Here is an 18,302-nt window from a genome sequence, read left to right as displayed (position 1 = left end):
GTGAAGAGTTTGAATGGACAATCGAAGACAAGAATACTTTAGTGTTAAAAAGAGTTATTCCGCTGAAAATTAACGCTCGGGAGAGTATTGATAAAATCCACACGGACTTATGATCTCTGGTACTAGTGAATTAGCAGATTTTGTTACTGAATCCACAAAACGTTTCGATAATGATAGCGATGCACAACAGCAACTGGCCACTACACTACCTTTATCTTCGATTAAACAAGATGATTTTGATGCTGTATTTTATCCTGGTGGCCATGGCCCATTATGGGATTTAACAAAAAATACAGATTCTATTGAGCTGATTGAAGCGTTTTTACAAGCGCATAAAGCGGTGGCGACAGTCTGTCATGCAACAGCTGTATTATTAAATGTTAAAGATGCATCGGGCGATTATGTGGTTAAAGGAAAAGCTATTGCAGGTTTTACTAATAGTGAAGAAGATGCCGTACAGTTAACTGACATTGTCCCTTTTTTATTAGAAGATGAATTAATCAAGCGTGGCGCTGACTACCAAAAAACCGCTGATTGGCAAGCTTTTGCGGTGCAAGATGGTCTGCTCATCTCCGGACAAAACCCAGCCAGCTCTGAGCTTGCTGCACAGAAACTACTGGCGCACCTGAGTGCCTAGTTTCAGATATAACTTACATTTAAATAATTTATATTCAAACAATAGGAAATACAAATGAATAATTTTAGTTTTGAAAATCAGACTCGCATTCACTTTGGTGAAGGTCAAATCAGCGCTATCACAGGAGAAATTCCAAGTGATGCCAAAGTACTGGTTGTTTATGGCGGTGGCTCAATAAAAAGCAATGGTGTTTATGATCAAGTCGTTAGTGCATTAAAAGATAACACTTGGTTTGAGTTTTCGGGTATTGAACCCAACCCAAAATACGATACGTTAATTAAGGCATTACCGTTGATTAAACAACATGGCATCGACTATATACTTGCAGTCGGTGGTGGTTCAGTGGTTGATGGCTGTAAATTTATTGCTGCGGCCGCATTATTTGCAGGCGATGACCCATGGGATATCGTTGCTAAGCAAGCAAAAATTGAAGCTGCTTTGCCAATTGGTGTGGTATTAACTTTACCGGCAACGGGATCTGAAACCAACATTGGTTCAGTTGTGACGCGAAATGGCACTAAATTACCCTTTATGGATCCATTAGTGCGCCCTCAATTTGCAGTGTTAGATCCGGCTGTGACGTTGTCACTTTCAGATCGCCAAATTAGTAATGGTGTGGTGGATGCATTTATTCATACGATGGAACAGTACCTCACCTATGACGTGAAAGGTAAAGTGCAAGACCGCTTCGCAGAAGGTTTGTTGCAAACTTTGATTGAAGAAGGGCCAAAGGCATTAGCCGAAGAAACTAAAACGGACCTAGACGTGCGCGCAAACATTATGTGGTCAGCAACCATGGCATTAAATGGTTTAATTGGCTCAGGTGTACCACAGGATTGGTCTACACACATGATAGGTCATGAACTTACCGGAGAACACGAAATTGATCATGCGCGTACACTTTCAATCGTTCTACCAGCAGTAATGAAAGTTTGCCAACAAGCTAAACAGGGTAAATTACTGCAATATGCACAACGCGTTTGGCATATAACAGAGGGAAGTGATGATCAAAAAATTGCTCAAGCAATTAAATTAACGGAAGATTTCTTCCAAAGCATGGGCATGCCTATTCGTTTATCTGATGTTGACTTGAATGAATCTAATATTGACTGCCTTGTAAAAAGATTAGAGCAGCATGGTATGACGGCTCTGGGTGAAAATAAAGATATCACTCTGGACGTAAGTCGTCAGATATTACAACAGGCAATATAGCAGTAAATCCATTAATGAATATTTATGCTTATTCGAAAGGATGAAAACTAACTAAGTGAAAATAACTCAGTTGGGAATAATAATCACCTCGAGACGAGGTGATTATTACTGCTCAATTAACCCCTCCATACTTCACTATCTTGTCGTCCAACAGCCTTTCTACACCATATATGTGCTTCGGTTAGAAACACTATTTTTATGGAAAAAAACTAGCATTCTCGCATGATAAACGTCAAAAGCTCCACGATTGGTCATTCTTAAATTACGAGTGCTATTTTTTGGCGTGGTTGTTCAGAGCCTCATGGTACTAACAATACTTAATTTTTATGGCAACCAAATGACGGCAGCGGAGTAACCGCACAGCTTTTACCATTAGGTTACGCAATTGGCAAATATCTACCTAATGATAAAGACGCAACAACTGTAAGTGCAGGGCTAGAACATGCTATTAATAATACGTTAAAATCCGCAGAGCAAGGTGAAAATTAGAAAGGACAACAATTTCCCCAAAAAACAAGCTCGGAATCCCATCAAAAAGTTACAGGTGTCCGGTTATTTCTCGGTTCTTTCGTTGGTTGCTCTCACTTCATAAAATTCTCAGGAACGATTTTGAACTGTTTCATACAAGCTTTTGTACTCAACCTGAGTTATCTGCACTGGCTGTAAATTTAATTAGCATTTGCAGTACTTTACGTGACATTAATCATATAATGCAATTATGCAAACGTATATCTTTACGAGCTTAATTAAATATTCAAAAATAGGTATTATTTATGGAACTTATTACAGAATTACTCACCAAAGACTACTTCGTATTATTTCTAGTTATTGGTCTTGGAACAGCACTTGGTAATGTGCGAGTGAAGGGGATTAGTTTTGACACATCAGCGGTTATATTTGTCGCTATTTTTTTTGGGTATCTATACAACTTGTACGGCGTCAACTTTAATATTCCTCCCATCATACAAAGTGTTGGATTGGTATTATTTATTTATACTATAGGCATGCAAGCTGGGCCCTCGTTTTTTAGTTCATTTAAAGAACAGGGTACAACACTTCTTGTGCTTGCCGGAACGACTGTTTTGACCGGTGGAATAACAGCCGTGGCTATTGCTTATATTTATGATGTAGATATGAATATTATGAGTGGTTTGTTAACCGGGGCATTAACATCAACACCTGGTTTGGCAGCATCTATTGAAGCGTCTAACTCACCATTAGCATCTATAGGTTATGGTATTGCTTATCCATTTGGGGTTTTGGGGGTGATTTTATTTGTAAAATTAGGTCCTGCTTTATTTAGAGTAAACATGAAAAATGAAGAGGATAAATTTGCGGAAATATCACGTTCTAGCACGCCGCCAGTGATAAATAAAAATTTAATTATTTCTAATGAAAATGTAAACGGGAAAACGCTTGAAGAGTTGAAAATACGTTTTATGACCAAGGCGAATATTTCACGTATTATGAAACCTAATCAACTTCCTATTTCACCAACAAGTAGTACGGTATTAGAAACAGGAGACATAATAAAAGCAGTAGGAACGGTAAATGCGTTAAATAGAATAGAGCTTTTGTTAGGTAAGGTTACGGATATAGAAATTCCAAGTAGCGGATTGTATGATATCAAATGGTACGTGGTAAGTAACAATACTGTTGTAAACAAAACAATTCAAGAGCTTAATCTTTTAGAAAATTACTCTGCGACCATAACTCGCATAAGAAGAGCAAGTATTGATTTGGCGCCGCATCCTACTACTCGAATAAAATACGGTGATAAAATTTTAATATCTTCTTCTAAAGGGAATGTGCCTGCTGTCACACAACTTTTTGGAGATAGTTTAAAACTTATTGGACAAACTAGTTTTTTACCGGTTGCATTTGGTATTGCGATAGGCGTTTTAGTTGGGGCTATTGCTATTCCATTAGGAAGTATAAACCTTAAATTAGGACTAACAGGCGGTGTGCTTTTGACATCTATATTTTTAAGTTGGAAAGGAAAATTTGCAGGAGTAATCTGGAACTTATCAAGTCCTGCAAATAAAATATTACGTCAGTTTGGACTTTTAATGTTTTTAACACCAGTAGGTTTGAGTGCAGGGGAGAGTTTGGTTCCTGCTATTGAGGAGCATGGAGCTGTTTTATTTCTTTATGGAGCAGTTATAACATTAATTCCAATGATTGTTACGGTTCTTGTTGGGCGCTTTTTTCTAAAAATTAATTTTTTATCTATTTTAGGTGCGTTGACAGGTGGTATGACATCAACACCAGGATTAAGTGCTGCGGATTCTATGACCGAATCTGAAGCGCCACAAATTGCTTATGCTGCGGTTTATCCATTTTCATTGGTTTTAATAATAGTTATTGCAGAAATAATGGCTCTTTTATAATTGATTATGGTGGGCTCATAGAGATCGATAAAAAACCAATAAATTCATGCGGTTATAGAATTTATCTTGTTCAATAAATTAGAAGGGCATCCCACTGTTTGCCAAAAAACAAACTCGGAATCCCATCAAAAAGGTACGGGTGTCCGATTCTTTTTAGCGCAAATAACACCACAATCGCGGCAATCCAAGGCGTGTTCATGAGTCCAACTTCTTCACAGTCATAGAAATAGGTAAAATAATGCTCAGTTAGCATATTGTTTATGACTGAGTCTGCAATTATTTGAAAGGAAAGTTCTTTGGATGCTGGTGAAAGGTCATAACCGTCAAGCATATAGACAGATGACATTGCATCGAATGTCCATTGCATTTTAAAACCTAAAATTTCATCTGTAGTGCCTTCAATTTCCGTTTTCATCTCAACCCAGGAATGCGGGTGTGCGAGACTCTTCAATGGCGTGAGTAAAATGACGACTAGGAAAAGTTGAATAAGCTGTAGTGTTAGTTTCATAAATAATTATTCATTATGGGTTGTCATAACGGATATAAGGCTTTCTAACAAAAGAAAACCTTTTTATTATTAGCTACTTAGTGATGACTATTTTGTCAATGCAGAGACTATCGTATTGACATTGTATTCAATCATTTTTAGATAAGTAGAGGCTGGACCTTGTTTATCCGATAATGAACCAGAGAATAATTCCCCCCCTATTTTTGCATCGGTCTCCTGGCTGATTTGTTCGATGATGCGATTATCTGCGATGTTTTCCATAAACACAGCACCGACTTTATCTTTTCGGATTTGTTTAATGATGGCTGCCATATCCGAGGCGCTTGCTTCCGATTCAGTACTGGTTCCCTGTGGAGCTATAAATTCTATTTTAAAATCACGTGCGAAATAAGCAAATGCATCATGTGGGGTGATTAATTTGCGTTGTGAAAGTGGGATCGTATCCAGTTTTGCATGTAATTTAATCTCTAATTTATCTAGTTTTTGCAGATATCCCTGTGCATTTTGCTGATAATCATTAGCGTTTTCAGGATCCACTTGACTTAAACCCGATGCGATATTTTTAACATACGTTTTTACATTGATAATGCTATTCCAAGCATGCGGGTCTACGCCGTCATGATGATGTTCGCTAGCATGTTCTTCGTGCTTTTCGTCATGGTCAGTATCTTCATGATGCATTTCATCGTGGTCTGCATGATCTTCGTGCTTTTCATCATGGTCAGCATCTTCATGATGCATTTCATCGTGGTCTGCATGATCTTCATGCTTTTCGTCATGGTCAGCATCTTCATGATGCTTTTCATCGTGGTCTGCATGATCTTCATGTTCATCGTCGCCGAGTGTAATCACATTAATACCGTCTGAGGCTACAATTGTGGTCCCTTGGAAATGTGCTGACTCTAAAATGCGTGGCATCCATCCTTCAAAATTAAGGCCATTGACTATCAATAGCTTCGCTTTACGAATAGCTAGTGCATCTTTAGGTGTCGGGCTGTAAACATGTGCATCGCCATTTGCTTTAACCAGTGTGGTGATATCAATGTGACTACCACCGACTTCTGATACAAGGTCGCCCAATATTGAAAAACTGGCGACAACGGGAATTTTATCATTTGCAAACGCCGTCGTATTTACGCCTAAACCAAGTGCAATCGAAGCGATTAAATAAGCTTTTTTAGTGATCTTGAAAGTCATGTTTTTTCCCTGTTAAAATTAAGTCCAAATAGAACTGATTAATGATGTGTTAATAGGCCACCACGTTTACCGATTAATAGCGACACAATGTAAATGCATCCCATGACCAGTACAATTGCGGGACTGGTTGCAAAACTTGCGTGGTAAGAAAGAAACAGGCCAAAGTAACTGCTGATCACCGAGGTCACAAAGGCAATAACAATCATAGTGCCGAGTTTTTCCGTCCAAAAACGTGCAACAGCAGCAGGTAGTATCATCAAACCAACGGCCATTAGGGTACCTAGTGCGTGAAAACCTGCGACCAAATTCAATACGACCAGTAATAAAAAACTAAAATGTGCAACCGAGCTTAATTTACTGACTGACCTGAAAAATGCAGGATCAACACATTCAAAAACTAAGGGGCGGTATAAGATGGCAAGTGAAACTAATGAGACGGTTGCAATCGATGTTAATAGGATAAGGGCATCATTGTTAAGTGCCAATACCGAACCGAATAACACATGCAATAGATCCATATTACTTCCCTTTGCAGAAATAATGAGTACACCAGACGCCAACGACAACAGGTAAAAAGCGGCTAAACTTGAGTCTTCTTCTGCATTAGTGTGACGAGCAACCACACCTGCTAATACTGCAACTATACAGCCGGCAATCACACCACCAATGGTCATGGCTGTAATGGATACCCCGGCAACTAAAAAGCCAATGGCAGCACCGGGCAAAATAGCATGAGCCATGGCATCACCGGTTAAACTCATTTTTCTTAAGGTCAGAAAAACACCGATAGGGGTTGCGCTCAGACTTAATACTAAGCAACCCCATAATGCGCGTTGCATAAAAGAAAATTCAATAAAGGGTTCTAAAAATAAACCATAAAGATCAGTGGTCACGATACATTTTCCTCATAGTGTTCAGGGTTAGAGCAGATTTCAGATGACTTAAGCGGTTGTTTAATATTTAACTGAATATTGGGATCTACTTGGGTCTCTATTTTAATAATTGAGGGCGTTGGTTCTGGAATATAGGCGATATGCTGATATCCGGCTTTAGATAAATTTTCGCCGGTCATGATCAACTTCGTTTCACCGCTACCAATAAGCTTTTTCGCCAATAAAATAACTTTGGGGAAAAAACGATTCACTAGCGCTAAATCATGAATAACCGTGATAATCGTTTTACCCTGTGTTTGACAATCATGGATCACATCCATTAAGTCCATGGTAGTTTGTGCATCGATTGCAGCAAAGGGTTCATCCAATAATAGAATTTCAGCATCCTGCATCAGCATACGAGCAAATAGCATTCGTTGAAATTGGCCACCGGAGAGGGCGCTTATTTGGCGTTCTTCGACACCTATAAGATTGACTTTGCTTAAAGCTTGTTGCAATAACACTTTTTCAGTTTGACTGAATACGCGCCAAAAACCCGTACGTCGCCAGGCTCCAGCCGACACAAATTCCCGTACTGTGATGGGAAATTTACGATCTATCTGATGGCTTTGTGGTAAGTAAGCAATATCCTTCGGGCTGAGTTGACCTAAATCAACATGACCAAAACTTGGTTTTAACTGCCCCATGATGCTTTTGAGTAAGGTTGATTTACCCGCACCATTAGCACCAACAACGGCAACCAAGTCACCTTTTTTTATTTTTGTAGAAACCCCATCGAGGGCACGTGAGTCTTTGTAATTGACACTCAAATCAATAATATTAATCATGGATCAACCTGTTAAAGTAATTGGCCTAATACCAACCATAGGCTGGCAACAAGAGTAAGCGCACCGATTAAGCGAATACTGGCGCTGAGTAATAATAGCGATTTCACTGGGTTGTCGTTTTTGGAAATATTTTGTTTGTTATTGTTCATTTTCTTCTCAATTGTTTATAGAGAATATGATTATTAAAGTAATGTTATAATATAACACTTTAAAAGTGAACCACATTAACTGAAAATATTAATTTTTTGTTCGCGATAATCGTGATTACCATGGATAAGTTTTTGCGGATAAATAAAAATGAGGACTGCAGTAAGTTAATGCAATCAAATAAGTAACTCACCCAGATGGTGACTTATCGTAAACGTTATAAGGAAACCTTATTGGCTCTTTTTTTTGCCTTTACACTCAGGACAAATGCCCGTTATTTCTATGGTTCGTTGTTGAATTTCAAAGCCACTATGCTCGGCAGAGATACTGATTGCACTGTTAATGGATGTCGAATCAAGTTCCACGAAAGCACCACAGTCATTGCAGATAAAAAATTGACCTTCATGTTTCTGTTGTGGATTATTACACCCGACAAAGGCATTCATTGATTCAATACGATGAATTAAACCAAGATCCATTAAAAAGTCGAGTGCACGATATACCGTTGGAGGAGCTGCACGTCCATCCTGTTGTAATTGGTCAAGGATATCATAGGCTCGAATTGGTTTATGTTGCTGCCACACAAGCTCAAAAATCCGTTTTCTTAATTTTGTGAAGCGTTGATTACGAGATTCACAAACCTGCTCAGCCTTTGCTATTGCTGTTGCCATGCAACTTTGGTGGTCATGGTGATCTCTACAAAATATTATGTTTTGTTCTGCGCTCATAAATATCATCACTTAAATTAGTTATTATTTAAATATGTTATATCATAACACTATCGTTCAATGGTTGTTTCACTTTTTAAACTAACTTTGCTGTTTTATAACGGCTTACAGGTAAATCTAACACATTGAGTGTTCTTTCCTTTGACACCTTTAATTGCGTCGGGTTGATTTTTTAACTTCTGATACAGAATTGATAGCAATAAACAAAGACTGGAAAATTTACGCTCGCTTATTCCCGACTCCGAGCGTCATTCGAAAGCTCCCAACAGCGAGCAAAATCGGAGTTAATTACCTGATTTGCTCCATTGACTTAGTGTAAGAGCTCTACCACTGAGGGCGTAAGAAAGGATTTACGATACTTTTTCTTATGTTAAGGCTTCGACCATCAGGAATCGCTTCTAAAGTGAGCAGCCAAATTCGCTTTATCACTAGTAAGTGGTCAGGGTAATCATGTTTTTTGTTTATTAGGTAACCATGAATCTAATGCCCTTGATTGGGCGACACAGAAAGGACAAGGTAACTGAGCTCGTCCACATACAGAAAATAATAGAAAACAATACAATTCTTTTTAGAGGCTGTAGAAGAGGGTTCAAAAGAACACGAACGTTGGATCACTTGGTTTAATCATCACCTCTATTTATTGATTTTGAGGTGGTAAAGGCCATTCTGGGGTGAACAGATAATTTTGTGTATTAAACCTTATCTAAACACTGACTACAGCTTCAAAGAAGTTCATTTGATTGATACTTTTTATTAAACCCATGAATTGTTTACGTTATCTGAAACCTTATTAAGAGCTCCTGATCGTCGCCTGCCAGAGGGTCAGATATTTATAGATAAAATAGGGAAAGACGCACTCGAAAACGCATTGAGTGGTGGGCGGATTCTGCATATAAAGAATCGATAGTGCCTATTGTCAGTGGACATTATACTCTTTCGGGTTTACCAAGCGCATTATCACAAAAAAGCAATATTCAGATCTGGTTTGGACAACAGCGGGACGGACTTGCCCTTTACCTAAAATTTTGTGAAAACGGGTGAGTATATTAGAGAAATATCTGACTTTCTCAGTCTCGAAAGGTGATCTAATTATAAACTTGAACTAAAATATATATAACGCTTGGTGTGTTTTAGATCTAATGAAAAATGACGTTTATTCTACTTATCCTCGTTTTTTTGTTCAGGTTAACTCTAGGTTGGTTTGGCAGCCGGTTTAGAGAGGCGCTTCTGAAATGTTTGGGGGTAATGAATGTAAATAAAACCGATAGAATTGGTTTTAGGTGTGATTTTTTGTAGTGAATAGATGTCGGAAAGCTCACGTCAAATAGAATTTATGTTGTTATAAATCAGTGGCTTGTTGGTGATAAATACGTAATTTGTGGTGTGTTATTCTTGCATATTTATTAAATATCAATCTGATATAGAGGAGTTCCAATCATGAAGAATATTAAACTACTTTTTGTTGCCGTTTCCTGCTCACTACTTGTCGTCAGCACAAGCTTTTCATCACCTATCACTTTTTCTGGTTCTGCCTCTAGTGTGAGCCTCTCAAATTTTGACTGGGGAGTAACACTCGATGTGCCTGTAATTGGCGATGTGACGGTTGGGCAATGGTCCTCTCTTTCAGCGGCGTTAAACCCATCTCTGCCAACACAATCATTTACAATCGATGAAGGAGAGTATAAGGAGATCGAGTTTTTTACGCTAAAATCCGATGGCGCTGGGTGGGGCTCATACGATATTTATGCGAACCTTGCCTTTGATAACCAAAGCATATCAGCTGGAGTAACTGGTGAGGGCACTTGGGGTGGGGTCACCTGGAATATCCCATATTGGTATAACATATTAACTGGAAATACGTCCTATTTTTCAGGAGGTATAACTGGCGGAAAACTTGAGTGGGATAGTAACTCAATTGACTATTTTTTGCCGGAATGGATGGTTTTAGATTACTACACAAATACTTTTTTAACTGATATATATAATCCATTTGATTTAAGTGAAAAGTATCAGTTGATAGACAATAATATGATCGGTATGTTCTTTGAGGATGGCTTGGATATGGATATATCTGACACACTTACAGTTCATGCCTATATCGTTAATTTTGGTGAAATTGATGAAGAAATCACTCCTACACCCGTCCCAGAACCCCCCACTATCATCATTATTGGCAGTTTATTCGCTGGATTGGCCTTTTATAGAAGGAAGCGAAAAGAAGTTTTCCAATATTATAAATAATACCGACATACCGAGACGGGGACAGCAATGGCCCCGTTTTTTTGGTATTAGTTAAATTTTTCTATGACCGGTGGTTTTTCACATCCACGTTTGTGGGGAAAGTTCATGTAAGATCCCTCAAAACTCTCCAACGAGTAATAATCTCGAACCTCGCTTTGTACCGAAAGCGAGCTTCGTAGTGGCTAAGTTGATTTAATAACTTATTTTTAGTTTGTAATCTTGTAAGGTAAGTACGCTATGGGCGTTTGCGAGTTCGCTTTCTAGGCCATAAAGGGGCACAAAACGAGTTAGAAAACTAAATTTCGGGCAATCGACTCAGTTCTTTAATCGTATTGAGCCAATGTATTTTGTCTGATTTATTAAAGTTCAAAATTAAAGGCTGGCTCCACGCTCATTGTAATAATGTTTGCTGGAAACATCTTGCATAGAGTGGTCCTGAAATTTGAGTGGCTAGTATTGTCTTTTTATCTAAAAAGCAAAACGTGATACTTGATCCCATATCCTTTAGCCAGTGTAATGCTTTAATTAAATGAATCTGATTTACGTTTTAAGCCATAGGGAAATATATGAGAAATTTACGATGCTTGCTATTGATAATACTAGTCTCTAGCTGTTCTAGTAACACATCGAGTGTACGAAAAGACAATCAGGTTGGTGAACCTTATGTGGGGTTAAAACATGTAATTAATAATACGTTAAAAATTGCTAAACAAGGCGATGCGGAAGCTCAATATAACCAAGGGCTCATTTACTTCAATGGCAAGGGCGTGCCTCAAGACTACAAACAAGCAGCAATGTGGTACCGAAAAGCCGCTGAGCAAGGTCATGCTCAGGCGCAATATGATCTAGGATCCATGTATTCCAATGGTAAGGGCGTGGTTCAAGACGATAAGAAAGCATATATGTGGTTAAATGTAGCTAGAATTAATGGTGTCGATATTACAAATGCATTTGATATTCTTATTTCGAGCATGACAACAAAAAATATAAATGAAGCTAAAAACATGTCTAATTTATGTTTAGAATCTAATTACCAAAAATGCAATTAACCTATAGTGTCAACTCAAACAGGTGTTTATCTGGATAGGCTTTCTCGTTTGCGCGTAATTGGACGGTAATAATTAAAGATTGATAATTTTGAGCCGTTAGATTTTGATCTCAAAGCAAGACCGTCAGCAGCAGTTAAATTAAACTCTTTATCTTTTGCTTTTAAACTTGAGTTGCTGTGGATGGGAGTATTTTTCTCGTTATAGTAACATCACTTTTCTAATCACTTTTCTAATCACTTTTTAGTGTTACTAACAGTGTTACTTAATAAGGTGCATTTTTAAGACGACAATGGACAGTAATAGACTAATTAACTACTTAAAGTGTTGATTTTTAACTGCTTGAAAGTGGGGGGGATGTTGATAGACATTAATAAACAAGATATTGGTGCTCGCTACTGGACTCGAACCAGTGACCCACGCCATGTCATGGCGGTACTCTACCAACTGAGCTAAGCGAGCATAAAGTTGGTTGCTGTGAAAGCGAAGTGATTTTGCTTTATCACCATGAAACTGTCAACTCTTCTTTTAAGATTTTGCTTTGTTTGATGTTTTTTTGTGCAGATAAAATAACAATGGTTAATAAAGCGACATTGCCGGCCACTTTATTAATATTTGCGATTAGATTTCGTCATCAATATCTTCTGGAAGTGCTTCTTGTTTGTCTCGCTTGAGTAGCTGTTCAAATTTTTCATTACTTTTTTTCAAAACATCATTACTTTTCTCTTTGATTTCACCCCATGCCTGTTTTGATTTTTCTTTGCCAGAATTTAATAACTCTGTCGATGTCTCTTTACTTGCCTCCCAGATATCTTCACCCGCTTTTTTGCTTTGTTGCAATGCTTGCTTGGTAGAGTCTTTTGCTTCGGCCCAAGAATCTTCCTTGCTGGATATGGCATTTTCAACTTTAGGTGGTGCAGGTTGCTGTATTTGTTTGGTTTCTTGCTCTGATTGATGTTTTTGCTGCGTTTCATCACAGGCAAAAATTGATAACAGTAATGTACTTGTTAATAAAATGCCGATCTGTTTTGTCATTTTTCTCTTCTCCAAGGGCAAAACTACAGAACGTTATTATAGCCCATATCGGCTTCTTATACGCTTTATGAATCGAGCCTGTTATGTCTAATCGGCAAGCTGTGGGCTGTTGTTTATTTGTGGGAGTAAATTAAATTGTTTATTAAAACATTATCAGCAGAGGCGTTTGTAACATAATTTAAAAAATACAAACCGTTTTTAGTGAATTGCTTATTTAATATTATAATTGCTAACTATTGATTTATAAGCTGTTAATGCTCAGTTATTGTTTAGGATATTTTAGGTGATCCCTTGAAATAACAAATAGAGTAGACTACTGTATGTAAAAACAGCCAGAGAAGTCCCTAATGAAACTTTATATTGCCGAAAAACCGAGCCTTGCACGTGCCATTGCTGATGCGTTACCGAAACCCCATCGTAAAGCGGAAGGGTGTATCTATCTTGGCAATGGTGACGTGGTCAGTTGGTGTATCGGTCACCTGTTAACGCAAGTCGATCCTGAAGATTATGACGCGCAATATAAAAAGTGGAAATTTGATGATTTGCCTATTATTCCAGAAACGTGGAAACTCAAAGCAACGGCGCGTACTAGTAAGCAGCTCAGTGTATTAAAAAAATTGATTAAACAGGCTGATCAGTTAGTACACGTTGGTGATCCTGATCGTGAAGGGCAGCTGCTGGTGGATGAAGTTATTCATTTTAGCGGGGTAAAAGGGGATAAGTTAAAGCAGACTCAGCGTTGCCTGGTCAGTGATTTAACGACCAATGCGGTAAAACGCTCCTTACAGCAATTACGCTCTAATCAGGAGTTTGTTGCGTTATCGACTTCGGCATTAGCAAGAACGCGTGCTGACTGGTTATATGGGCTGAATTTAACCCGCGTTTATACATTACAAGCACAAAAGTCGGGGTATAAGGGGGTGATCTCTGTTGGACGAGTACAAACTCCATTATTAGGGCTTGTGGCAAGGCGCGATCAGCAGATAGAAGTGTTTGTGAGTAAGCCCTTTTATGAAGTTGAAGCAAGTCTCCGTTGTGACAGTGGTGAATCTTTTATGGCTAAATGGAAACCTAGCAATGCTTGTGCGAAGTACCAGGATGAAGAAGGGCGTATTGTGATTCGAGGACTAGCAGAAAATGTGGCGGCGCGTATTACTGGGCAGCCGGCTATTGTAAATAGTTTTATCGCCAAAAATAAAAAACAGATTGCGCCATTGCCTTATAATTTATCTTCCTTACAAATTGATGCGGCCAAACGCTATGGTTACAGCGCGCAACAAGTCCTTGATATTTGTCAGACTTTGTATGAACGCCATAAGTTGATAACTTATCCACGCTCCGACTCTCGTTACCTGCCGTTAAACCATTATATGCAGGCCAAATCAGTCACTCAGGCGATTGCAAATAATGATTTATCACTTCAACAAGCTGTGGGTAACGCCGATTTATCGATTAAAGGCCGTGCTTGGAATGATAAAAAAGTGGATGCACACCACGCAATCATCCCAACTGATATTAGTAAATCGATAAGCAGTTTAGATAGTGCATCGCAAAAAATTTATGCGTTGATTGCAAAACAATATTTATGTCAGTTTTATCCCGATTATTGTTATGCAGAATGTGTAGCTGAAATTGAGATAAACAATGGGGTGTTTATCAGTAAAGCCAAATCAAAACTGAGTGACGGTTGGAAGGCGTTATTTGACAGTCAAGAAAAGGATACTTTTTTGCCTAAGTTGCAAAAGGGACAAGCCCTGCTTTGTGATAAAGGGGTTGTTATTGATAAAAACACCCAACCGCCAGCTTATTTTACTGATGCGACTCTATTAGCCGCGATGAGTAATATTGCTCGTTATGTTAAGGATGGGCAATTAAAAAAAATTCTTAAAGAGACTGATGGGTTAGGCACAGAGGCAACTCGTGCGGGAATTATTGAGCTGTTATTTAAGCGCCAATTTTTACAACGAAAAGGTAAGCAGATAACGGCAACGACTACGGGTAGAAAGCTGATTGACAGTTTACCTGAGATGCTAACTCTGCCGGATATGACCGCGCAGTGGGAGATGCAGCTTAATGCGATCAGTGAAAAGGCACAAAGCTATCAAGGTTTTGTGTTACCACTGCAAAGTCAGCTAAAAATTATTATTGAGAAAGCGATCACTGATGGTCCTCAAGCCTTAACCGATCTACCCACTAGCGTCAATCTGTTTAAAAAATCATATGCTAAAAGAGGATCTAAAAAGAAGAAAATGTAGTGTTCAAGTATGGCTTTATTCTGTGGTTTTCGGATTGCTGTTATGTTGATGGGCATTATTCTTAGAAGCGGCCTCATCAATCGGCTCTATGTGTGTGGTTAATTGCTTTGCCTCTTTTTCGTGGCGCGCCGCGAGCAACTTTCGCTCTTGTTCGGCAAAATAGATATCTTCTGCAGCTTTGCCTCTAAGGCGCATCCTTTGAGTAAAGTCAGCCATCGCATTTACCTCAACTACTCCCATTGTCTTAATATTAGCTCATCTGCATGTTTTAGGTTACTTCTTAAACCAAAAACGCATTCAACTAACACTGTAGGTTTTATATATATCGATTTAAAAACAATAGGTTATGTTTTTTGTGCGTGTGTTTAAATACCTGTCTAATGAGATGGATGTTATTAATTAAAAGTTGTTATAAGCTCAAACCATGCTTCTATTTCCAGGAATTAAGCGTGCGCCACAAAAGATGTATTGGCTTAATTTTGTAGACAACCTTTTTGCGCACTCTATAAGAACTATATGGTGTTAATCGTCTATTCCTAGCCATTGCAGCCTAAACCGCTGTCTATTTTTATTACTTTTATCCAGTCCAAAATGCTCTACTTGCTGATGCTGGCTTAAAAGTAAAGTCTTAAAGTAGCTATCCCAGATGGCGAGTGCAGAGCCAAAATTTTTATTAAAATGTTTGTGTTCTGCGCTATGGTGAATTTGATGTTGCGCGGGACTGATAAACACCTGTTCCCATCGACCAAAGCCCAACCAAATATGGCTATGGCGTAGGTTACTGCCCGCGATATTAAATATAAAGACAAAAATATTAACGCCCAACAGATCAAAAACGCTCAAATTATTTTTGAAAAGATACACAAACAGACTGCTTATAAGTACATTTATAAGCAGATTCCGCAGGGCATTTATAGCTAATTCAACAGGGTGAATTCGATATAACGTCAATGGGGTCATACTGGTTGCGCTATGGTGAAGGGCGTGAAATCGCCATAACCAAGGGGTACGATGCATGGCTCTGTGCACTAAAAATTTGCCAAAGTCGTTACAGATGAAAAGAGAAAAGGCTAAAATTATTGATAACCAGCTGTCATCAATAATAAAGAATTCACCTCGTCCAAAAAGTGTTTGTAGACCATTATTAATCATTAGTAGCAAACTTATTTGCATAGCAAACAATGGGACGAGTATCAATTTAGATAGCCCCTGATTAATGAATAGCCAAATCAGATCAAAGGCACTTGAGGCATTAAGCCATGGTTTTATTTTGAAAATGGCACGGCCAGAGATAATAATAGCGAGTAGCAAACTGCTAAGTAAATAAAACCAATAGATTCGTTTATGCGGATCAAAAACAAAAATCAGTGGTTTGCTGAGCGCCTCCAACCATTCCCACAAAACGTAACCTCATATATAAAATAAACAACTTGCCTTTGTAAATGATAATCAATACTATTCGCAATTAAATATTAAATCAACAAGGTGTTCACTTTATGTTAACAAATACAATAATGGTCTTTGCATTGCTTTGCTTTTTCTCTACTACATCATTGGCTTCTTTTGCGGATAAAGATGCCCATCGTATCCCGGCAACAGTCGCAGTAAGTGAGTCGGCGATTAAGGTTAATTATGTGCAGATGGCCTATGCGGCCTATGAAGATTCCTTAAATAGCGCACTTTTTTTACAACAATCAATTAAGCAACTACTTGATGAACCTAGCAATGAGCGTTTATTAGCGGCGCAACATGCCTATAAACTCGCGCGTATTCCTTACCAGCAAGTGGAGATTATGCGCTGGGATACTGACATCACCATTAATGCCGGGCTAGAAAAAGATGGCGGACCCGCCAGTGTTGATCAATGGGAAGGGCAAGTAAATGCGTGGCCTTTAGATGAGCAAGCTATAGATTTTGTTAAAGGTGATGCGAGTGCTGGCATTATCAATATAAAATCGGGCCCCGTTATTACCTTAGGTTATCTTGTCAGCCAAAATGGTATTGGTGGAGAAGCCAATGTGACTACAGGTTTCCATGCTATCGAGTTTTTGCTCTGGGGACAGGATCTAAATGGTACCAATGCGGGGGCCGGGGACCGTAATGTCAATGATTTTAAACGCGATGCCAGTGGCCAATGTTCAGCTCATAACTGTGATCGCCGCCGCGACTATTTGCAAGTGGTTACAGAGCTTCTCGTAACTGATTTACAACAAATGACTCATGAATGGAGCCCTACTGCTGTAAAACACAAAGGCTCTTTGGCCTATAACTTTTTGGCGTCAAAAGAAGGGCTGCGTTATATGTTATTTGCTATGAAAAGTATGGCAACAGATGAGCTTGCTTCAGCAAGAATGTATGAAGGTTTAGATGGGTTAGATCCAGAGCAAGAGCATGACTGTTTTAGTGATTTAAGCCATGTTGCTATCTATTACAATTTCCAGGGGATCCGTAACGCTTTTTATGGCGGTTATGAAACAACGGCGGGGAAATATGTTAGCGGTGCAAGCATTGGTGATTATATTGAGCAGCAAAGCCCTACTATTTTTAAACAGTTTGACGATGGATTCAATGAAATTGAAAAGAATATGAGGATTGTATTTGCTGCAGGCGAGCAAAGCAATAACCCGATTCGTTTTGATCAAATCATTGGTCAGCCAAATAACGCAATTGAGCGCAGCGCTGCAATAAAAGCAGTATTTCAGTTGATTGATTTGCAACTCGCATTTGATAATGTAGAGAAACTATTGTCGTTACAGTCGCTTATTATCTCCGGTGACGGTGATTAATTGTCATCCTACATGAGGGCGCTTCGGCCCTCATTGTGTTTTTTTATTATATTTTCTTTGTATTACTAAGTTGCAGCCATTTTATGATCAATCTAGCCACAGTTATATTTCTCTTATTTGTTACTTCTCACTGCTGGGCTGTTGATTATGAGCAGCATCTATCTGCAGGAGATACGAGCGTTGATAATAAGATGTCTTCTGCCTATTCCATGCATTCAGCGAATATGATCTCTGCTAAGCTCATTTTAGCTTTTCATGGTGGTAATAAGTTTTCCTGATTACCCATAAAGCTCAGCCATGCTTAAATAGCGTTGTGGCATAGGCGGAGTACGTAAGGCAACGAACATAAACCGAGGCAGCATATCCTCAAGCGTGAAACGACGATTAAATCTATAACAAT

At 38.7% G+C, this 18,302-nt stretch carries 15 protein-coding genes, 1 tRNA gene and 2 pseudogenes; 7 read left to right on the top strand and 11 right to left on the bottom strand.

Translation table 11 applies throughout. The features are described 5' to 3' along the window. Positions 1–112: 112 nt before the first annotated feature. The 3 genes and pseudogenes from KSO91_RS11685 to KSO91_RS11675 form a co-directional block, all read left to right on the top strand. Positions 113–637: pseudogene (locus tag KSO91_RS11685) on the top strand (type 1 glutamine amidotransferase domain-containing protein); the annotation flags it as partial. Positions 638–691: 54 nt separating this feature from the next. After that, positions 692–1,849, top strand: coding sequence for an iron-containing alcohol dehydrogenase (locus KSO91_RS11680; protein ID WP_238743176.1), 1,158 nt, complete (start codon positions 692–694; stop codon positions 1,847–1,849). Positions 1,850–2,622: 773 nt separating this feature from the next. Next, entirely contained in the window at positions 2,623–4,239 is a 1,617-nt protein-coding gene (locus KSO91_RS11675) for an aspartate:alanine exchanger family transporter (RefSeq protein WP_238743175.1), read from the top strand. A gap of 70 nt (positions 4,240–4,309) precedes the next feature. On the opposite strand, the gene KSO91_RS11670 is transcribed toward KSO91_RS11675, so the two are convergent. From KSO91_RS11670 to KSO91_RS11645, 6 genes are all read right to left on the bottom strand, one after another. Beyond that, positions 4,310–4,747, bottom strand: a complete 438-nt coding sequence (locus tag KSO91_RS11670) for a DUF1007 family protein (protein ID WP_238743174.1) — start codon at positions 4,745–4,747, stop codon at positions 4,310–4,312. 87 nt (positions 4,748–4,834) lie between these two features. After that, a complete protein-coding gene (locus KSO91_RS11665; protein ID WP_238743173.1) occupies positions 4,835–5,944 on the bottom strand; it encodes a metal ABC transporter solute-binding protein, Zn/Mn family in 1,110 nt (369 codons plus the stop codon). A gap of 38 nt (positions 5,945–5,982) precedes the next feature. Continuing rightward, positions 5,983–6,837 (bottom strand): metal ABC transporter permease, encoded by an 855-nt coding sequence (locus KSO91_RS11660; RefSeq protein ID WP_238743172.1) that lies wholly within the window; start codon positions 6,835–6,837, stop codon positions 5,983–5,985. Beyond that, positions 6,834–7,664 (bottom strand): metal ABC transporter ATP-binding protein, encoded by an 831-nt coding sequence (locus KSO91_RS11655; RefSeq protein WP_238743171.1) that lies wholly within the window; start codon positions 7,662–7,664, stop codon positions 6,834–6,836. The genes KSO91_RS11660 and KSO91_RS11655 overlap by 4 nt, the downstream gene beginning before the upstream one ends. 11 nt (positions 7,665–7,675) lie before the next feature. Next, positions 7,676–7,813: a hypothetical protein gene (locus tag KSO91_RS11650; protein ID WP_238743170.1), complete on the bottom strand. Its 138-nt coding sequence runs from the start codon at positions 7,811–7,813 to the stop codon at positions 7,676–7,678. A 228-nt stretch (positions 7,814–8,041) separates the two neighbouring features. Further along, positions 8,042–8,482, bottom strand: a complete 441-nt coding sequence (locus KSO91_RS11645) for a Fur family transcriptional regulator (protein ID WP_238743169.1) — start codon at positions 8,480–8,482, stop codon at positions 8,042–8,044. Positions 8,483–9,976: 1,494 nt separating this feature from the next. Here KSO91_RS11645 and KSO91_RS11640 point away from each other — a divergent pair. Both KSO91_RS11640 and KSO91_RS17650 read left to right on the top strand, forming a co-directional pair. Further along, positions 9,977–10,780 (top strand): PEP-CTERM sorting domain-containing protein, encoded by an 804-nt coding sequence (locus tag KSO91_RS11640; protein ID WP_238743168.1) that lies wholly within the window; start codon positions 9,977–9,979, stop codon positions 10,778–10,780. A 566-nt stretch (positions 10,781–11,346) separates the two neighbouring features. Next, positions 11,347–11,829: a tetratricopeptide repeat protein gene (locus KSO91_RS17650; RefSeq protein ID WP_275113977.1), complete on the top strand. Its 483-nt coding sequence runs from the start codon at positions 11,347–11,349 to the stop codon at positions 11,827–11,829. Positions 11,830–12,212: 383 nt separating this feature from the next. On the opposite strand, the gene KSO91_RS11630 is transcribed toward KSO91_RS17650, so the two are convergent. Together KSO91_RS11630 and KSO91_RS11625 are read right to left on the bottom strand one after the other, a co-directional pair. Further along, positions 12,213–12,288, bottom strand: a tRNA-Val gene (locus KSO91_RS11630). 159 nt (positions 12,289–12,447) lie between these two features. Beyond that, positions 12,448–12,861 (bottom strand): hypothetical protein, encoded by a 414-nt coding sequence (locus tag KSO91_RS11625; RefSeq protein WP_238743167.1) that lies wholly within the window; start codon positions 12,859–12,861, stop codon positions 12,448–12,450. Positions 12,862–13,208: 347 nt separating this feature from the next. On the opposite strand from KSO91_RS11625, the gene KSO91_RS11620 reads away from it, so the two are divergent. Further along, on the top strand, positions 13,209–15,116 hold the full coding sequence (locus tag KSO91_RS11620) for a DNA topoisomerase III (protein WP_238743166.1): 1,908 nt from the start codon (positions 13,209–13,211) through the stop codon (positions 15,114–15,116). Positions 15,117–15,131: 15 nt separating this feature from the next. Here the strand turns inward: KSO91_RS11620 and KSO91_RS11615 are convergent, their stop codons facing one another. Continuing rightward, the gene (locus KSO91_RS11615) at positions 15,132–15,332 is read right to left on the bottom strand and encodes a hypothetical protein (RefSeq protein WP_238743165.1); all 201 of its coding nucleotides are present in this window, start codon (positions 15,330–15,332) and stop codon (positions 15,132–15,134) included. A gap of 306 nt (positions 15,333–15,638) precedes the next feature. After that, positions 15,639–16,517 carry a sterol desaturase family protein gene (locus KSO91_RS11610; RefSeq protein WP_238743164.1) on the bottom strand — a complete coding sequence of 293 codons (879 nt, stop codon included), beginning with the start codon at positions 16,515–16,517 and terminating at the stop codon, positions 15,639–15,641. Positions 16,518–16,612: 95 nt separating this feature from the next. Between KSO91_RS11610 and KSO91_RS11605 the strand changes: the two genes are divergently transcribed. Continuing rightward, complete coding sequence (locus tag KSO91_RS11605) at positions 16,613–17,902, top strand: imelysin family protein (RefSeq protein WP_238743163.1); 1,290 nt, start codon at positions 16,613–16,615, stop codon at positions 17,900–17,902. Positions 17,903–18,180: 278 nt separating this feature from the next. Here KSO91_RS11605 and KSO91_RS11600 read toward each other — a convergent pair. Next, a pseudogene (locus KSO91_RS11600) lies at positions 18,181–18,302 on the bottom strand (IS1595 family transposase); the annotation flags it as partial.

It is taken from the genome of Psychromonas antarctica, assembly GCF_022267535.1.
Lineage (GTDB): Bacteria > Pseudomonadota > Gammaproteobacteria > Enterobacterales > Psychromonadaceae > Psychromonas > Psychromonas antarctica.
The sequence above is the reverse complement of the archived record's forward strand: the minus strand, read 5'-3'. Positions and strand labels throughout refer to the sequence as shown.

Excerpts from the sequence above, each read along its gene's own strand:
- KSO91_RS11655 (WP_238743171.1), bottom strand. The coding sequence starts at position 7,664 with ATGATTAATATTATTGATTTGAGTGTCAATTACAAAGACTCACGTGCC.
- KSO91_RS11605 (WP_238743163.1), top strand. The coding sequence starts at position 16,613 with ATGTTAACAAATACAATAATGGTCTTTGCATTGCTTTGCTTTTTCTCT.
- KSO91_RS11675 (WP_238743175.1), top strand. The coding sequence starts at position 2,623 with ATGGAACTTATTACAGAATTACTCACCAAAGACTACTTCGTATTATTT.
- KSO91_RS11615 (WP_238743165.1), bottom strand. The coding sequence starts at position 15,332 with ATGGCTGACTTTACTCAAAGGATGCGCCTTAGAGGCAAAGCTGCAGAA.
- KSO91_RS11670 (WP_238743174.1), bottom strand. The coding sequence starts at position 4,747 with ATGAAACTAACACTACAGCTTATTCAACTTTTCCTAGTCGTCATTTTA.
- KSO91_RS11620 (WP_238743166.1), top strand. The coding sequence starts at position 13,209 with ATGAAACTTTATATTGCCGAAAAACCGAGCCTTGCACGTGCCATTGCT.
- KSO91_RS17650 (WP_275113977.1), top strand. The coding sequence starts at position 11,347 with ATGAGAAATTTACGATGCTTGCTATTGATAATACTAGTCTCTAGCTGT.
- KSO91_RS11680 (WP_238743176.1), top strand. The coding sequence starts at position 692 with ATGAATAATTTTAGTTTTGAAAATCAGACTCGCATTCACTTTGGTGAA.
- KSO91_RS11625 (WP_238743167.1), bottom strand. The coding sequence starts at position 12,861 with ATGACAAAACAGATCGGCATTTTATTAACAAGTACATTACTGTTATCA.
- KSO91_RS11665 (WP_238743173.1), bottom strand. The coding sequence starts at position 5,944 with ATGACTTTCAAGATCACTAAAAAAGCTTATTTAATCGCTTCGATTGCA.
- KSO91_RS11650 (WP_238743170.1), bottom strand. The coding sequence starts at position 7,813 with ATGAACAATAACAAACAAAATATTTCCAAAAACGACAACCCAGTGAAA.
- KSO91_RS11640 (WP_238743168.1), top strand. The coding sequence starts at position 9,977 with ATGAAGAATATTAAACTACTTTTTGTTGCCGTTTCCTGCTCACTACTT.
- KSO91_RS11645 (WP_238743169.1), bottom strand. The coding sequence starts at position 8,482 with ATGGCAACAGCAATAGCAAAGGCTGAGCAGGTTTGTGAATCTCGTAAT.